Origin of the sequence: Mariprofundus micogutta (genome assembly GCF_001895085.1) — a bacterium.
GTDB lineage: Bacteria > Pseudomonadota > Zetaproteobacteria > Mariprofundales > Mariprofundaceae > Mariprofundus > Mariprofundus micogutta.
This window is the reverse complement of record NZ_BDFD01000002.1, coordinates 194,258-209,506: the sequence shown is the minus strand read 5'-3', so window position 1 is coordinate 209,506 and position 15,249 is coordinate 194,258. Positions and strand designations below refer to the sequence as shown.

Genomic DNA, 15,249 nt, shown 5'->3' with positions numbered 1-15,249 from the left:
TTCGTTTCCACTGTGATCACTCCTGTTTTTTCCTCCAACTAAATCATTAGCTGGGGATACTACAGGGGGGTCAAATTTGGACGCTGATTTACCCCTCTAGGGGGTCAATTTTGAACGCTGAATAACACCCTATGTATAATAGCATATTCGGTATATGTCACCGCAAAGTAAGTCAAAGACTAATCTTGTAAAAGGATGCATACGAGAACCCATGCTTCCGACACAGCTGCGTAACAGGTGTGCCTGACGACGACGCCTCATTCAAAAATCCGATAATCTGTTCTTCACTGAATCGCTTCTTTATCCGCCTCTCCTCGGCGACTAACAAATAAATGGCACGGTTTAAGGAGTGCAGGTCACGATCACATGGCAAGTTCTTATATGTTTGAGTAACGCCGAACCGTTGCCATGAGTAGAGGTTTGTCGGTATTGCGCAATAAAGCATAAAAAAATCCCGGTAAGCTGCGGGGGGCTTTACCGGGATTTCTGATCCGTTTTGTTTCAGTGGGAGAGTTTTACCAGACGATTTCCATCAGCTCTATTTCAAAAATCAGAGTCTCATGAGGTGCGATGGTGTCTTTATATCCTTTGGAACTGTATGCCAGGTAAGAAGGTACATATACCATCCATTTACTACCGATATTCATCAAAGGAAGCACCTTTCTCCAGCCTAGAATCGCATGTTTTACCTCGACAGTTTGTGGTTCAGCTTCATTACGCGTGTTATACAGCTCACTGCCATCAATATGGAAACTGCGGTAGTGTATTTTTACACTGTCAGCCAGCTTGGGACGTCTGGATTCCTCATCCCCTTCTGAAATAACGCGATATTGGATGCCACTATCGAGCGAGATGATGCCCTCTTTATCTTTATTGGCCTCCATAAATGCTTTGCCTTTGGCCAGGTTCTCAGTGGCAATATTAGCTTGCTCAGGTGTCTGCCCTGAATCACCACCACAGCCGGTCAAACCGAACAGAGCAATGAAAGTTGAGATGAGTAGAGCCGGTAGTTGAAAACGCATCATAGTAAGTCCCCATATAAATATTATGGAATTATAATATTATAAACTTAATTGTCAATGGCGAAATAGTAGCATAAGCAGGGGATGGCTGTCAGTTGGCCTGTTGATTCGTTGGTTTACAACTCGGTGATACTGATGAGTACGGTATCATCTTCGATAAATTGGGGCCGGTTTACCTTCACATTATAAACACGCTGCATATTATAGATATCAATGATCTGACGTCTGATGCTGTTGAATTCTGAAGGCGTTTTTTCAGAACCATAGTAATCTCTAAGACTCAGTAGAATAGTATCTGTGGATACACGTTTATTGCCTTTCACTTCAAAGCTGTTGATCGTGAAAGTACTCTCTTCAACCGCAAGGATAGCTTGCTGTTTTGCAGTGGATTTTTTCGATGTTGGCATGCGGGCATGCAGCGCTTTGTTCGTTGTTTTCCCGGTTTTGAATTTTTGAGCTTCGTTAGCCAGTAGTTTGCCATGCATGCCAACACGCTCTTTTAATACAGCCATTTCAGTCTGGCGAATATCCATGTTTCTGGCGATGCTCTGTGCTGTCAGAACATAATACATCTGACTGCTACTGCCAGAATAACTGATCATGAATACGTTTTCATCTACACCGGCGCGTTTGATTCTTGCGATAGCGTAATCAAGATTGGAAAATGTACCGAGACTACCGAGCAACTGTTTGTCAGGCAGGTTGTTCAAGCCCTGTTGCCAGGTGCTTAGTGCCTGATTTATCTCACCGCTCTGTAACTGTGACCAGCCAGTATCAACCCAGGGTAAAACAGCACGTTCAGCCGAAGCTGAAAACGGCATACACAGGCACAACAGTCCAGACAGACATAAATTCCATAGTTTCGACAGCATCTTAAGCCAATCCTCTAATCATCATGATGCATCTCCCTCGCAAGAGCGATGCCAGATATGACCGACTATGTTGAAGCCATTGCATCTTGTAAACATCCATCCCCCTCCGCTGGAGGGGGATGGTGGTCATATTATTTACATAATAGTTCGTTGACCTTGCGCACGAATCCAGCCGGATCTTCCGGCAGTGCACCTTCAGCCAGCACGGCCTGATCGAACAGAATACTGGAGAAATCACTGATTTTGTCCTGCGAGCGCATCTTGGCCAGTCGCTGAATCAGTTCATGATCAGGATTGATCTCCAGAATCGGTTTCATGTCAGGCACGTTCTGTCCGGCCTGTTTGAGTATGCGTTCCATATTGGAACTCATATCAAACTGATCAGAAACCAGACATGCCGGTGATTCAGTCAGTCGATCCGTGGTGCGGACATCTTTCACTTTATCGCCCAGTGCTTCTTTAATCTTTTCAACAGCAGGCCCTGCAGCTTTGGCTTTCTCTTCCTGTTCTTTTTTCTCCTCTGCGGCATTTTCACCGATGTTAGAGAGGTCCAGTTCACCCTTGGAGATCGACTGCAGTTTCTTGCCATCGAATTCGGTGAGGTGTGAGGTCAGCCATTCATCAATGCGATCATGCAGAAGTACAACTTCGATACCCTTCTTGCGGAACACTTCAAGATGCGGGCTGTGTTTGGCCGCAGCCAGAGATTCAGCAGTGATGTAATAAATGGTGTCCTGACCTTCCTGCATGCGGGACACATATTCGCTCAGTGATACGCTCTGCTCATCAGACTGGGTTGTCGCAAAGCGAAGCAGTGACGAGATTTTGTCGCGGTTGGCGGCATCTTCGATGATACCTTCCTTGATGCAGTTGCCGAATTCGGACCAGAAGTCAGCGTAATCAGTGTTGATTTCATCGCTTTCATCTGCTGTTCCTGCATTTTTCGCCATATCTTCGAGCATCGACAGCACACGTTTGGTTGCACCCTTTTTCATCGCTTCCATGGCCGGGCTCTTCTGCAGAATTTCACGCGACACATTCAACGGCAGATCATTGGTATCCATGACACCGCGCACAAAACGCAGATAACGCGGCAGCAGATCTTCATTGGCTTCCATGATGAATACACGGCGCACATAAAGTTTGACGCCATGTTTGGCTTCCAGCTGCCAGAGATCGAAAGGGGCACGTTTTGGCAGGTAGAGCAGCAGTGAGTACTCATACTTACCTTCCAGCTTCTGATGCAGGCGCGCCAGCGGGTCTTCAAAATCGTGGCCGATATGTTTGTAGAAATTGTTGTAATCTTCATCAGTCAATTCTGACTTCGGACGCGTCCAGAGGGCTGATGCCTGATTCACTGTTTCGATTTCAGCCGGTTTAACCTCTTCGCCTTCTTCTGCAGCAGCAGGTGTACCCATCATGCGGATAGGGAACGGGATATGGTCGGCATATTTATGAATGATGGATTTCAGCTTCCAGTCATCGAGGTATTCGCTGGCCTCTTCACGCAGGTGCAGGATGATTTCGGTGCCGCGCTCCGCTTTTTCAACAGTGTCCAGGTCATATTCACCATCACCAGCAGATTCCCAGCGTACGCCATGTTCATGTTCAAGGCCCGCACGGCGGGTAGTCAAAGTCACTTTATCGGCAACGAGGAAGCTTGAGTAGAAACCAACACCGAACTGACCGATCAGATGCGCATCCTTCTCCTGATCCCCACTGAGTTGACCGAAAAATTCTTTGGTGCCGGAACGGGCGATAGTACCGATATTGGCAATCACTTCATCGCGGCTCATGCCGATACCGTTATCACGGATGGTGATGGTGCGATTCTCTTTATCGATATCGATAAAGACATTGAGGTCGGAATCACCTTCAAACAACGCATCATCCGTGGTGGCTTCAAAGCGCAGCTTGTCGGCGGCATCAGAGGCGTTGGAGATCAGTTCACGCAAGAAAATCTCTTTGTTGGAGTAGAGTGAGTGGATCATCAGGTCCAGCAGCTGTTTTACTTCCGTCTGAAAGGCATGGGTTTCTTTTGTTGCAGTCATGTATTCTCCTTAAGTCTTGTCAAAGTCAGAACCTTTCACCGCAAAGTACGCAAAGGTACGCAGAGGCAAGGCATCAAAATACTGTGAAGTGAATAGATAGGGATGGGGCTAGCCGATTTCAAGGGTCTGTCTGACTATTTTCCAGTGATCAAGTTTTTGCGTGCGATTCATACCTGCATTGGCAGGGCTGGTGGATGGAAGCAGATGGGATTTTATCTGCTGAAATGCTGGAGGCAGGTTCTTTTGCACGAGTCTGCGATAAAGTTCTTCAGCCTTTCTTCCGTTAAAGAAGATGGCATGGATATCGGGATGATCAGAAAAGAAGTGTTCAAAATTATTGGCAACTACCGATTCCATTTTGATTGCCGAATCCAGACTGCCGGGGCGAACACACTGATAGGCTACATCCCATAGGGCCACGCCATTCTCACCTAAGCACAATAGGCGTTTTTCGTAGTCCATTTTTTCCTCGAACTCAAATAGCTGCCCCATGATAGGCCAGAATACATTTTGTGGATGTGCGTAATATTGATCTTCAAGCAAAGATTTTTTTCCCGGCATCGAACCTAGAATCAGAACCTTTGCATCGGGATTTGAAGAGTAGGGAAATCCAGTGTCGTGCATCAGCCAACTCTTATGGCGAAAAAGAATTACAGCAAGCCGTTGAGTGTTCAGTTTAAGCAATAAGGGCCCCGGTTATACCGGAGCCCTTACTGATTTTTGCACTATAAACTTTGTCCGGAGAAACAAGGGGAGGGGGGGAGGGAGTTTGCTCCGGACAGATCAAACATTAACGGGTCAGGGTGAGAGCCCAGTTAAATGTTAATTAAAGTATATTAATGTTTGATAATATACTGATACCACTTTACCAGCTGATGGTGACTTTGCGTTTGCCCCACTTGCGGGCGGCTTTGATGTCATGCCCCATGTAGATATCAATCTTGCGGCTCCAGCGTTTATTCATTTTGTCTTTTACCAGATATGTACCGGGAAGACCTTTGATTTTCACACGCGTATTGTGTTTCAGGCCCATGCGAATCAGATCGCGTGAAACTGCAATCACTTTCATGCCGGGTTTGAGACGATCCCCCCATGCGCCGATGGAGGGGTTGCCCTGAGTTTGTGAGCGCACTGAATTATAAGCTGAGGCGGTCACTATCAGCGAACGCTCTCCTGCGTCACTGCGATGAATGACATCCTTGTTACAGCTGCCGATCAGCATCAGTCCAATGATGGCAAGTAAGATTTGTTTGCTGCGTCTGAATTTCATAAGGCGAATAGTGACAGTTTCTCTATTTGTGACTGTGATGCTGCTCAATAATCGCTGCAGCGGCTTTCAGGCCATCCACTGCAGCACTGACGATGCCACCGGCATAACCTGCACCTTCACCGACTGGATACAGGCCTTTAAGCGATATGCTCTGCATCTGTTCATCGCGCATCACGCGAACAGGGGATGAGGTGCGTGTTTCCGAGCCGAGCAGGTTGGCTTCAGTACTGACAAAACCGCGCATTTTATGGCCGAAACCTTTGATGCCCTCAGCCAGAGGTTCAGCCAGCCAGTCCGGGAACAGTTGCCAGAGATCAGAGGCAACCGCTTCAGGTTTAAAACGTGTATCTGCCAGTTTGCCGGTAGGGCGCTTGCCGATGAAATCGACCAGACGCATGGCAGGTGCTGCGTAGCGGTTGCCAGCAGCTTTGAATGTCGCCTCTTCGAGCTCACGTTGAAAAGCGATACCCATCAACGGATTAGAATCATGGCCATGACGTTGAACGTCATCGGACGTCACCTGCACAACAATGCCGGAATTAGCCCAGCGCCCGCCACGTTTGGCATTGCTCATGCCGTTGACCGCCATGCGTCCCTGTTCAGTAGGTGAGGGTACAATCAGGCCACCCGGACACATACAGAATGAATAGACACCGCGCCGGTTCAGATAGTGATCCGGAACCTGATGCGTGAGTTTATATTCAGCAGCCTCCAAGCCGGTGTTATGTGCAACACGTCCGTACTGACTCTGGTTGATCAGTTCTTGTGGATGTTCTGCGCGCACACCTACAGCAAAAGATTTGGCTTCCATGGCAATGCCCAGTTCATGCAAGCGTTCGAATGTATCACGTGCGGAGTGACCGGTTGCCAGAATCACTTTATCGGCGATGATTTCATCACCGCAGGCTGTGCGAACACCTGTCACCTGATCGTTGCTGATTAGTAGGTCATTTACACGCGTTTCAAAACGATAATCCACGCCGAGACTGATCAGATGGTTGCGTATATTGCGTACAATGCGCACCAGTTTATCCGTACCCAGATGCGGATGCGCATCGATCAGGATGTCTGGCTTGGCACCAAAACGGACGAAACAGTGCAGTACCCAACGCAGAAATGGATGTTTGATACGGGTATACAGCTTGCCATCGGTATACGTGCCTGCACCACCTTCTCCAAAACAGATATTACTTTCCGGATCCAGTTCGCCACGCGAACGCAGTCGGCCGATATCACGCATGCGAGTCTCTACCGGTTTGCCGCGCTCCAGCAGAGTGACTCTGAATCCGGACTCGGCCAGAGACAGTGCCGCAAACAGTCCGGCAGGACCTGCTCCGATTATAACAACATGTGTATTGCCGGAGTGTTGTTGTTTGAATATCTCAGGTCTGATCGGCTCGAGGGATGAGTTGTGCACTTCACGCACCTGAGCGGGGAGCGAATGCAGACTGACTGAAAGCTCTACTTCATAGGTGCATACAAAATGGATATGTGATTTTTTGCGCGCATCAATGGCACGGCGGACACAGATAGCAGAGATAAGCTGCTCTGCGGTGATACCAAGATATTCGGCTAAATGTGTTGTAACATCGCTTTCATTATCACCGAGTTCAACCTTGAAGTTGCTGACCGCATATAACACGTATGCGTCGAATCAGGCCGCAGCCAGATGACCGTGGCTGGTGTGGCTGATGGCATTATCACTATCCACATATACCAGTGCCGGACTGAAATGTTCTGCCTCTGCCGCATCCAGCTCTGCATAGGTGCAGATGATAAGCAGATCACCGGGATTGGCCTTGTGTGCGGCAGCGCCATTTACACCGATGGTTCCGGAACCGCGCTCGGCAGTAATGGCGTAGGTGGTGAATCGCTCACCATTGTTCACATTATATATATGCAGCTGTTCAAACGGCAGAATATTCGCTTTATCCATCAGATTCATATCTATGGCGCAGGAACCTTCGTAATCGAGTTCAGCGTGGGTGGTGGTCACGCGGTGAATTTTAGATTTCAGCATAGTCAGTTTCATGATTTCACTCCGTCGCTAGCCAGGGGCAGCGGCATGTTATCGATCAGGCGTGCATTGCCAACTTTGGCGGCAATAAAGGCACGTGCCGGTTGCTTGTTCAGTTTACGTTTGTTTTTCAAAGAGCGCGCACTACGAATATCCAGGTATTCAGCGCGGATGCCCGCATCAGCAAGCGTTGCATGAGCTCTCTGCTTTAGTGTTTTAATATCTTTCTCACCGGCTGCAGCCAGTTCCTGCATGCCAAGCAGCGCTTTGGACAGGGCTATAGCCTGTCTGCGGTCATGATCCGAGAGATAACGGTTGCGGCTGCTTTTTGCCAGGCCGTCTGCTTCGCGAATGGTTGGGCTGCCAATAATTTCAATCGGCATCTGCAGGTCAGCGACCATGCGGCGAATGATGGCCAGTTGCTGCCAGTCTTTTTCGCCGAAAACAGCGATATCCGGCTGCACGATATTGAACAGCAGGTTCACCACAGTCACTACGCCATCAAAATGACCGGGACGATTTGCACCGCACAGACAGTCGGAAAGCTTCTCTACAGTGAGCGTGATTTTCGGACCTGCTTTAGGATACAGGTTGGCTGGATGAAAGATGAAATCGACACCGGCTTCAGCACATAATCTGGCATCCTGATCGAAGGGGCGCGGGTATTGCTCCAGATCCTCATTCGGACCGAATTGCAGTGGATTCACGTAAATACTAACCACTACAATATCTGCTTCTTCTTTTGCTTTCTCGATCAGGCTTAAATGCCCCTTATGCAAGCAGCCCATCGTTGGCACAAAGGCAATACTTTTACCGCGACTGCGCAGAGGGGAAAGTTGTCGACGGATCTCGGCAGTTGTGTGGGCAATTCTCATTTCGGGAAAACGCCGCCTTTGACGTCAGCAGCCCAGCGGGAAATGGCATCCGTCATGGTTTCACGAACATTGGCGTAAGCCGGAGCAAAAGGCGGGTTGGATTCGGAGATGCCCAGCAGATCATTCCACACCAGCACCTGTGCATCGCAATCGATACCTGCTCCGATGCCTACGGTCGGGATCTCTACATGTGCGGTGATTGCATTAGCGAGATCAGCCGGAATATTTTCCAGCACCAGTGCCACAGCACCGGCACCGCTCACGGTTCTTGCATCACGGGTTAACTGTTTCTGCTCACCTTCAGATTTTCCACGTTTGCCGTAGGAGCCGAATTTCTTGACTGATTGCGGGGTCAATCCGATATGGGCGACAACAGCAATGCCGCGCTCGGAGAGAAACTCGATGGTTTCAGCCATGTGTTCACCGCCCTCGATTTTGACCGCATCGCAACCGCTTTCCTGTAAGACACGAACGCTGGATTCAAACGCCTGCTGTTTGGATTTCTGGTAGCTGCCGAAAGGCAGATCACATACCACCCATGCATGGCTACGGCCGCGCACAACAGCAGCTGTATGGTGAATCATATGATCAAGGGTAACGGGCAGGGTAGAATCAAAACCCAGAGAAACCATGCCGAGAGAATCGCCAACAAGCAGCACTTCGGCGCCTGCGGCTTCGGCAATTTGAGCTGACACGGCATCATAAGCCGTCAGCCATACGATTTTTTCGTCACTCTGCTTGGCGCGCAACAGCGTCGCTGCAGTGACTGCTTTTTTAGTAGTCATCTCATTCCTTTCTGCTTCGGTCCGTTGCCGGTACCGTCTTTCAGGATGTGCGCATCATATATCGACTCGTCGAATAAGGCGAATTTCCGGTTTTTTTTACCGTAGAGTACGCAAAGGTACGCAAAGGTACGCGAAAGAAACCTAAAGAAGTAAAATCTATGGGTGAGGTCCTGGTACTTGAAAAAAGGAATGTCCACACTGTTAATCTTGTGCTTTTATTTCATTCTGACTTTATTCTACGTACCTTTGCGTACTCTGCGCTGAAAGCTTTGGATTATCTTTTTATCAGGAGTAATCAGCCCAGAATTCATTGTGTGATTGCATCTTGCCGATGCGTTCAATCAGCGCATCAATGGTTTCATCTTTTTCAGCAAAATTCATACGATCAGTCTGCACGATCAGCAGTGGTGCTTCCTGATAGTGAAAGAAATATTGATCATATGCGGTCATGACTTTCTGCAGGTATTCGGAATTCAGGCCGGCTTCCATTGGGCGGTTACGGCCTCGGATGCGTTCCATGATGATTTTCGGGTTGGATTGCAGGTAGATCACCAGATCCGGTTTGTGAATATCGACCGATACCAGTTTGGCAACTTGTTCATACAAGGCCAGCTCTTCATCGGAAAGGGTGACCGTGGCAAACAGGTGATCCTTGGCAAAGATATAGTCGCTGACCACACCTTGTGAAAACAGATCCTGCTGATTCAGCGACTGCCACTGTTTCAGGCGGGAGAAGAGGAAGGATAACTGAACAGAGAGCGCGTGACGTGATGGGTCCTGATAGAAGAGCTCGATAAATGGATTGTCGTCAACGTGCTCAAAGAAGGTGGACGCTCCCAGTTTGTCTGCCAGTTTCTGCGTCAATGTTGTTTTGCCGACACCAATCGCACCTTCAACCGCGATATGGCACTGATTCAATGGTCTCTTGCCAAAGCGCTTGTCCATCAGTGTTACCATGCTTCCCCCTCAGGTAATGGTGCTTCACCAGTCTCAATGATCTGTTTCAGTCTGTGAGTTGCTGATTCTCCCAGTTGTGGATGTTGCCACTGTGGAGCCAGATCGCATAGCGGTTGTAAGACAAACTGCCGGTCAAACATGTGTGGATGCGGAATGACCAGCCGCTCACTTGTGATGATGTCTGATGCTATGGCAATGATATCCAGATCCAGAGTGCGAGCGCCCCAGTGTTCGAGACGTTCACGACCATATCTGTTTTCGATCTGCTGCAGGGCATCCAGCAGGGCAAGCGGATCCAGATCGGTTTGAATACGTATCACGGCATTCAGGTAATCGGGTTGTCCGGCAGGCCCAACAGGAGGTGTGCGGTAGAGCAGGGATGAGGCGCTTACCGAGGTGTTCTGCAATCGGTCAATGTCTGAGCGGGCGGCTATAAAATGCTCTCTGACCTCTCCCAGATTGCCTCCCAGGGCGATGAACACTGTTTTCATGCGTATGCTACAGCTCCGCCCCGGCGGGAGTCTCCGCAGCCGTGCAGGTTTCCATCCGGCCTGCGTGCAATGGCATGCACCCCACCGAAATAGACACTCTGCTGTTGCCATTCACGCAGAGACCAGCCGAGTGTTGTGAGCAAGTGACGCTCATAATCGCCAAGCAGACCGGGTTCAATATCCAGCTCGTTGCCTTCATTGTGCAGGCGCGGTGCCTGCACGGCCTGTTCGATATGTTCACCGAGTAATTTATGATGCATCAACACTTGCAGAATGGCACCACGCAGACGATTCGAACCACCACTGCCGAGAACCAGTGATGGCTTCCCGTTCTCCATGAAAATCGAAGGTGCCATCATGGATGAGAGCGTGGCTCCACCGGGCAGAGCATGAAAACCGAGAGGGTTAATATCTTCTTCACCGAGCATGTTGTTCAGGTGAATGCCGGTTCCGGGAACCACAATGCCGGATCCCTCACCATTGCTTGTCGTCATCGATACAGCCATACCATCGGTGTCGATTACGCTGATATGAGTTGTGCTGCCATGACGGTTTTTTGGTTCTTGCGGCATCTCGTTATGCATACCGGATAAACGCTTGCGAATATGCCGCACAGCGACTTCAATCTGAGTGCCGTGCAGCATCTCTTTTTCGATGCCGGGATCGTGAATGTGTGCATCGAGTCCCTGCTGGCGAAGCCTGCTGGCTGCAGACAAAGCTTCTGCCATCAATACCGGCCATGGCAGTTTTTTCGCTTCGTTCAGAATCTGACAATGTTTGAGCAGATTGGCAGCAAAGGCGATTAACAGACCGCCGGAGGACGGGGCGGGATTGGTGAGCATGGTGCCACCCAGAATGTTTGTACTCAGCGGTTTGCGGATGTGTACCTGAGATGCGCGCATATCATCCATGCCAAGCAGACCATGTGGGCTGCAGGCTTTGACGATCTCTTTTGCCAGGTCCCCCTGGTACATCTCGGCAATGCCTTCATGCAGCAGCATATCCAGTGTATGCGCCAGATCAGGATTACGGAATGATTCTCCGTGCCGCCATAATTCGCCGCTGAATTCACCCGTTCGTGCCGGCGCATGCAATGATTTTCCACTTTCATGATCAGTCAGGATCGGACGCAGAAGTTCGATGAATGATGCTTGCAGTTCATTGAGCCGAATGCCGCTTTTGGCTGCATCCATTCCCGGAGCCAGTACTTCACGCAGTGGCAGCCTGCCGTGATTTTCATGTGCAGTGAACAGCATGGACATCAATGAGGGGGTACCGATCGATGCCTGGCCGATATGGAAGGTCTGTATGGTATCGCCAAAATCTATAGGGATCGGTTTGAGCTCGGCTTCGATGCCTTTTGGCATGCTGCCCATTGGCATGCGGGCAAAACCATCATAGAGGGTGTTTTGCCTGTGAGAGTCTGCAACCAGCATAAACCCACCACCGCCTGCAGCAGTCAGTACAGGCTCAGCAGTAAAAGATGTTACCAGTGCCGCAATCGCTGCATCCACAGCATTGCCGCCTGCTTTGAGAATAGCAGCCCCGGCCTCAGCTGTGGCCGGATGACCTGCGGCTACAGCCCCTCTTGCTTGTCTGGAACTCATGGAGCTTTGTGGTGAATAATAAAACCCTTCAATTTTAATTTGCGTTCAATGGCCTGTTGCAGGGTTTCAGCTGCTTTGCGGTTACTTTCCGGGCCTGCCCATACTGCAAAGAGTCCTGTTGATTTCTCATTGATCAGGCCATGCCAGCCTGACTGCCTGAGTTGATCGACGAGCCCCTGCGCACGAGGTTTTTCATTGAATGCTCCCAGCTGAATATAGTAACCGCTGGCAGCTTTTTTAACTGTTTTGACAACCGCTGGCTGTTTAACCGCTTTGGTGACCTTTTTTTCTACCGGGACAGCTTTTTTTGTGGCCGGTTTCGCATCAATCACAGCTGGCTTGAACGGCTCTGCTATAACGTCTTTTTTTGCTACGGAATCTGCAACGGAATTTTCTTCAATGGCTTTCTGCTCGTCCGGATAAACTTTCTGAAGCTGTTGTTCGGCGACTGCCGGTCTGTCAGGTCCGGCTTCAAACAGATCCGGTTTCACAGCTGCTATGAGCATAATCAGCAGCGACAGGCTGGCAACAATCCATGCTGTACGATGCTCGACCATTGAGGCGTGCCAGTTCAGTGGGGATGCCATAAAAGGGTTCAGGAACCGAGCAGGCTGTCCAGTTTTTCTGAGAAACTGTTATAGCGGAACGGTTTTTGAAGGACATTAAATGTTTTGTCAGGAAAACGGTCGTACAGGTCTTCGGGATAACCTGTGATAAAGATAATGCTGTCCAGAATCTCCGGATTCACCTGTTCCAGCGAACTGTAAATTTCGTCACCGCTCAGCTTGGGAATGCGAACATCAAGCAGGATCAGCTGATATTCGCTACCATGTGTGGTGAGTTCGAAAAGGCTCTGTACAGGATCGCTCATGCTGACAATATTACTCTGCATGCCTTTCTCACTGACATAACGATTGAGGAATGCAGCCAGAATACTCTGAACTGAATCTTCGTCATCAATGATAAGAACTTTAATTTCCATCTCTATTCACTCCTTTATCAGCCGTTATGTGTGGCTGTAAAGCCCCTTCCCTGGGCGATTTACTACTTGATTATAGCAGACTTTCCGGATTCACACGAGCATTGTGAAAACGTACCCCCCAATGCAAATGCGGGCCGGTTGCTCTGCCCGTTGAGCCCATCTCACCGATTTTCTGATGTGCTTGAATCCATTGCCCGATGGTTACGTCTGTCGATTGCATATGTGAGTATACGGAGACTAATCCATTACCGTGTCCGATGGCTACTGTTTTGCCATTCAGATACATGTCGGCCACATGCAGTACTTTGCCTGCCAGCGGTGCAGTAATAGGTGTGCCTGCGGGGGCCGCAATATCGATACCGGAGTGAGGAGAACGCGCTGCACCATTCACATAACGTTGAGCTCCGAATGGGGTGGATTCAATCCCTTCAGCAGGTTTTCCGTCCATGTGAATGTCCGGGGTGGCATCAACGGCTGCAATATAGGTGGCCCTCAACAGTTTTGCCTCACTGCGTATACGTTTCAATGTCGGCGCATCAAAATCAGCCATTTTCTTTTCCACTGTGATATGGGAAATACGGAATTCCCCTTTGCTGACGGTCACAGAATCCTTTGCCACGATCCGTTTGCCGTTGGACCATTCAATAGGATAAGTTCCCGGTTTGGTTTTTAGATCGATGCCGATCCAGCCCTTCCATGATCCGTCTGCTTGTAGCTTGGCCGGCCATTTTTTACCAAAACACCAGAGACGGACTTTATCAGCTTCAAACGATGCTTTGATGCTGACAACATCTCCCTGAATGGCACTCCATTCGGCTGCCTGGGGTAAGTTGCTGAAAAGTATAAGGGATATGCATAGTGAGATCAGTTTCATGAGTTCTTTTCCTTGGTTATGGATTCAATACGGGTATTGGCAGCACCATCTCTGAAGCGAATCTGCATGGCATCACCAGTTTTAAGCTGCATGGCACGGGTGATCAGGCTGCCATCTGCCGCATAATTCAGGCTGTAGCCGCGATCGAGTACTTTTTCAGGACTCAGTTCAGAGAGTTTGCCCGAGAGTACGGCAAATCGTTGTTGTATGCGCTGCAGTTGACGTGTCTGATCGTGTAACTGTTGTCGTGAAAAATCCAAATGCCTGCGTCGATGTTGCAATGCAAACTTCAATCCCTGCGCCAGTTCATGACGTCTGTCGTTCCAGAGTGCTCGTTGCTGTTGCAGGCGTTGCCCCGGCTGAAGGGGGAAGAGACGCTTTTCTATTTGACGCAGGGGCTGGCGCATCTGCTGGATGTTGATTTGAGCGGCATGGCTCAGTCGCCTCAGGGACTGCTCACTTTGATGGTGTCTGGCATCCATCTGTCGCTGCCAGCTTGAGGTCTGCCTTTGTTGCAGGTTGTCATGTGTTCGCGATAGCTGCCCGGCATGTTGTCTGATCAGCCGTGACAGCGAACTCAGTCGGGGCAGCTGCTCGCGCAATTCATCTTTTGCCGGGCAGCATATCTCGGCTGCATTGGATGGTGTTGCCGCACGTACATCGGCAGCCAGATCAGCCAGTGTGATATCGATTTCGTGACCAATGCCGGAGATCACCGGGATCGGGCAATCAACGATGGCTTTGACAACTGTTTCATCATTGAAACACCAGAGGTCTTCCATGCTGCCTCCGCCGCGTATGATCAGCAGCACATCAGGAGGATGAGACATGGCCGATATCTTACTCATGGCAGTGGCGATACTTCGCGGCGCAGTGCTGCCCTGAACCACAGCGGGGGAGAGTGTTAGTTCAAGCCAGGCAGGACGTGTGGCCAGTACCTTTTTCACATCTCCAAATGCGGCAGCCGTAGCTGAGGTGATAATGCCGATGTGCCTGGGCAGTGTCGGGATCGCCAGTTTTGCATTGCTGTCAAACCAGCCGCGCTCAGCAAACAGTTGTTTGCGGCGTTCATATTCGTCGGCAAGTTGTCCTGCTCCGGCAACTTCGATCCGGGTCACTATTAACTGATAACTGCCGCGTGGTTCATAGAGGCTGAGGTGGCCGGAAAAGATGAACTCGCCACCCTCTTCAGGTCTGTTTTTCAGTCGCATGGCGGTAGAGCGCCATACCACTGCAGAAATTGCCGCATGCGCATCTTTAATAGTGAAATAGAGATGACCGGAAGCAGGACTGGTCAGACGCGATACTTCTCCAATGAGCCTGACCTGGGAAAACCCCTGCTCCAGCACCTGTTTGATGTGGGCAGTAAGTTCGGTAACCGATAAGACTTTGGGATCAGAAGACACACGGATATTGTGTCGTGCTTCCTCTCCCGGTCAATAAAGG

16 protein-coding genes and 1 pseudogene are annotated in these 15,249 nt (G+C 49.7%); all 17 read right to left on the bottom strand.

The features are described 5' to 3' along the window. Positions 1-187 precede the first annotated feature (187 nt). A pseudogene (locus MMIC_RS02295) lies at positions 188-304 on the bottom strand (transposase); the annotation flags it as partial. A gap of 211 nt (positions 305-515) precedes the next feature. Beyond that, complete coding sequence (locus tag MMIC_RS02290) at positions 516-1,025, bottom strand: FKBP-type peptidyl-prolyl cis-trans isomerase (RefSeq protein WP_072658693.1); 510 nt, start codon at positions 1,023-1,025, stop codon at positions 516-518. A gap of 113 nt (positions 1,026-1,138) precedes the next feature. Then, entirely contained in the window at positions 1,139-1,894 is a 756-nt protein-coding gene (locus MMIC_RS02285; protein WP_072658692.1) for a hypothetical protein, read from the bottom strand. A gap of 131 nt (positions 1,895-2,025) precedes the next feature. Further along, positions 2,026-3,945 carry a molecular chaperone HtpG gene (htpG, locus tag MMIC_RS02280; RefSeq protein WP_072658691.1) on the bottom strand — a complete coding sequence of 640 codons (1,920 nt, stop codon included), beginning with the start codon at positions 3,943-3,945 and terminating at the stop codon, positions 2,026-2,028. Between the two features lie 108 nt (positions 3,946-4,053). Further along, the gene (locus tag MMIC_RS02275; protein ID WP_072658690.1) at positions 4,054-4,569 is read right to left on the bottom strand and encodes a DNA-deoxyinosine glycosylase; all 516 of its coding nucleotides are present in this window, start codon (positions 4,567-4,569) and stop codon (positions 4,054-4,056) included. A 241-nt stretch (positions 4,570-4,810) separates the two neighbouring features. After that, complete coding sequence (locus tag MMIC_RS02270; RefSeq protein WP_072658720.1) at positions 4,811-5,167, bottom strand: 3D domain-containing protein; 357 nt, start codon at positions 5,165-5,167, stop codon at positions 4,811-4,813. Positions 5,168-5,237: 70 nt separating this feature from the next. Continuing rightward, complete coding sequence (locus MMIC_RS02265) at positions 5,238-6,857, bottom strand: NAD(P)/FAD-dependent oxidoreductase (protein WP_072658689.1); 1,620 nt, start codon at positions 6,855-6,857, stop codon at positions 5,238-5,240. A gap of 12 nt (positions 6,858-6,869) precedes the next feature. Further along, positions 6,870-7,247, bottom strand: coding sequence for an aspartate 1-decarboxylase (panD, locus tag MMIC_RS02260; protein ID WP_072658688.1), 378 nt, complete (start codon positions 7,245-7,247; stop codon positions 6,870-6,872). Continuing rightward, complete coding sequence (gene panC, locus MMIC_RS02255; RefSeq protein WP_072658687.1) at positions 7,244-8,107, bottom strand: pantoate--beta-alanine ligase; 864 nt, start codon at positions 8,105-8,107, stop codon at positions 7,244-7,246. Before panC ends, panD begins: the two co-directional genes overlap by 4 nt. Next, positions 8,104-8,892 carry a 3-methyl-2-oxobutanoate hydroxymethyltransferase gene (gene panB, locus MMIC_RS02250; RefSeq protein WP_072658686.1) on the bottom strand — a complete coding sequence of 263 codons (789 nt, stop codon included), beginning with the start codon at positions 8,890-8,892 and terminating at the stop codon, positions 8,104-8,106. Before panB ends, panC begins: the two co-directional genes overlap by 4 nt. A 285-nt stretch (positions 8,893-9,177) precedes the next feature. After that, positions 9,178-9,849, bottom strand: coding sequence for a deoxynucleoside kinase (locus MMIC_RS02240; RefSeq protein WP_083530396.1), 672 nt, complete (start codon positions 9,847-9,849; stop codon positions 9,178-9,180). Beyond that, complete coding sequence (gene folK / locus MMIC_RS02235) at positions 9,843-10,340, bottom strand: 2-amino-4-hydroxy-6-hydroxymethyldihydropteridine diphosphokinase (protein WP_072658684.1); 498 nt, start codon at positions 10,338-10,340, stop codon at positions 9,843-9,845. The genes MMIC_RS02240 and folK overlap by 7 nt, the downstream gene beginning before the upstream one ends. Further along, positions 10,337-11,947 carry a gamma-glutamyltransferase family protein gene (locus MMIC_RS02230; protein WP_072658683.1) on the bottom strand — a complete coding sequence of 537 codons (1,611 nt, stop codon included), beginning with the start codon at positions 11,945-11,947 and terminating at the stop codon, positions 10,337-10,339. Before MMIC_RS02230 ends, folK begins: the two co-directional genes overlap by 4 nt. Then, entirely contained in the window at positions 11,944-12,534 is a 591-nt protein-coding gene (locus MMIC_RS02225) for an SPOR domain-containing protein (protein ID WP_072658682.1), read from the bottom strand. Before MMIC_RS02225 ends, MMIC_RS02230 begins: the two co-directional genes overlap by 4 nt. Before the next feature lie 8 nt (positions 12,535-12,542). Further along, positions 12,543-12,929 carry a response regulator gene (locus tag MMIC_RS02220; protein WP_072658681.1) on the bottom strand — a complete coding sequence of 129 codons (387 nt, stop codon included), beginning with the start codon at positions 12,927-12,929 and terminating at the stop codon, positions 12,543-12,545. A gap of 70 nt (positions 12,930-12,999) precedes the next feature. Then, positions 13,000-13,803: a M23 family metallopeptidase gene (locus tag MMIC_RS02215; protein WP_072658680.1), complete on the bottom strand. Its 804-nt coding sequence runs from the start codon at positions 13,801-13,803 to the stop codon at positions 13,000-13,002. Beyond that, a complete protein-coding gene (xseA, locus tag MMIC_RS02210; protein WP_072658679.1) occupies positions 13,800-15,209 on the bottom strand; it encodes an exodeoxyribonuclease VII large subunit in 1,410 nt (469 codons plus the stop codon). Before xseA ends, MMIC_RS02215 begins: the two co-directional genes overlap by 4 nt. Positions 15,210-15,249: the final 40 nt, after the last annotated feature.

Excerpts from the sequence above, each read along its gene's own strand:
- MMIC_RS02285 (WP_072658692.1), bottom strand. The coding sequence starts at position 1,894 with ATGCTGTCGAAACTATGGAATTTATGTCTGTCTGGACTGTTGTGCCTG.
- MMIC_RS02270 (WP_072658720.1), bottom strand. The coding sequence starts at position 5,167 with ATGCTGATCGGCAGCTGTAACAAGGATGTCATTCATCGCAGTGACGCA.
- htpG (WP_072658691.1), bottom strand. The coding sequence starts at position 3,945 with ATGACTGCAACAAAAGAAACCCATGCCTTTCAGACGGAAGTAAAACAG.
- MMIC_RS02275 (WP_072658690.1), bottom strand. The coding sequence starts at position 4,569 with ATGCACGACACTGGATTTCCCTACTCTTCAAATCCCGATGCAAAGGTT.
- folK (WP_072658684.1), bottom strand. The coding sequence starts at position 10,340 with ATGAAAACAGTGTTCATCGCCCTGGGAGGCAATCTGGGAGAGGTCAGA.
- MMIC_RS02240 (WP_083530396.1), bottom strand. The coding sequence starts at position 9,849 with ATGGTAACACTGATGGACAAGCGCTTTGGCAAGAGACCATTGAATCAG.
- MMIC_RS02290 (WP_072658693.1), bottom strand. The coding sequence starts at position 1,025 with ATGATGCGTTTTCAACTACCGGCTCTACTCATCTCAACTTTCATTGCT.
- MMIC_RS02230 (WP_072658683.1), bottom strand. The coding sequence starts at position 11,947 with ATGAGTTCCAGACAAGCAAGAGGGGCTGTAGCCGCAGGTCATCCGGCC.
- panB (WP_072658686.1), bottom strand. The coding sequence starts at position 8,892 with ATGACTACTAAAAAAGCAGTCACTGCAGCGACGCTGTTGCGCGCCAAG.
- MMIC_RS02220 (WP_072658681.1), bottom strand. The coding sequence starts at position 12,929 with ATGGAAATTAAAGTTCTTATCATTGATGACGAAGATTCAGTTCAGAGT.
- panC (WP_072658687.1), bottom strand. The coding sequence starts at position 8,107 with ATGAGAATTGCCCACACAACTGCCGAGATCCGTCGACAACTTTCCCCT.
- MMIC_RS02215 (WP_072658680.1), bottom strand. The coding sequence starts at position 13,803 with ATGAAACTGATCTCACTATGCATATCCCTTATACTTTTCAGCAACTTA.
- MMIC_RS02225 (WP_072658682.1), bottom strand. The coding sequence starts at position 12,534 with ATGGCATCCCCACTGAACTGGCACGCCTCAATGGTCGAGCATCGTACA.
- panD (WP_072658688.1), bottom strand. The coding sequence starts at position 7,247 with ATGAAACTGACTATGCTGAAATCTAAAATTCACCGCGTGACCACCACC.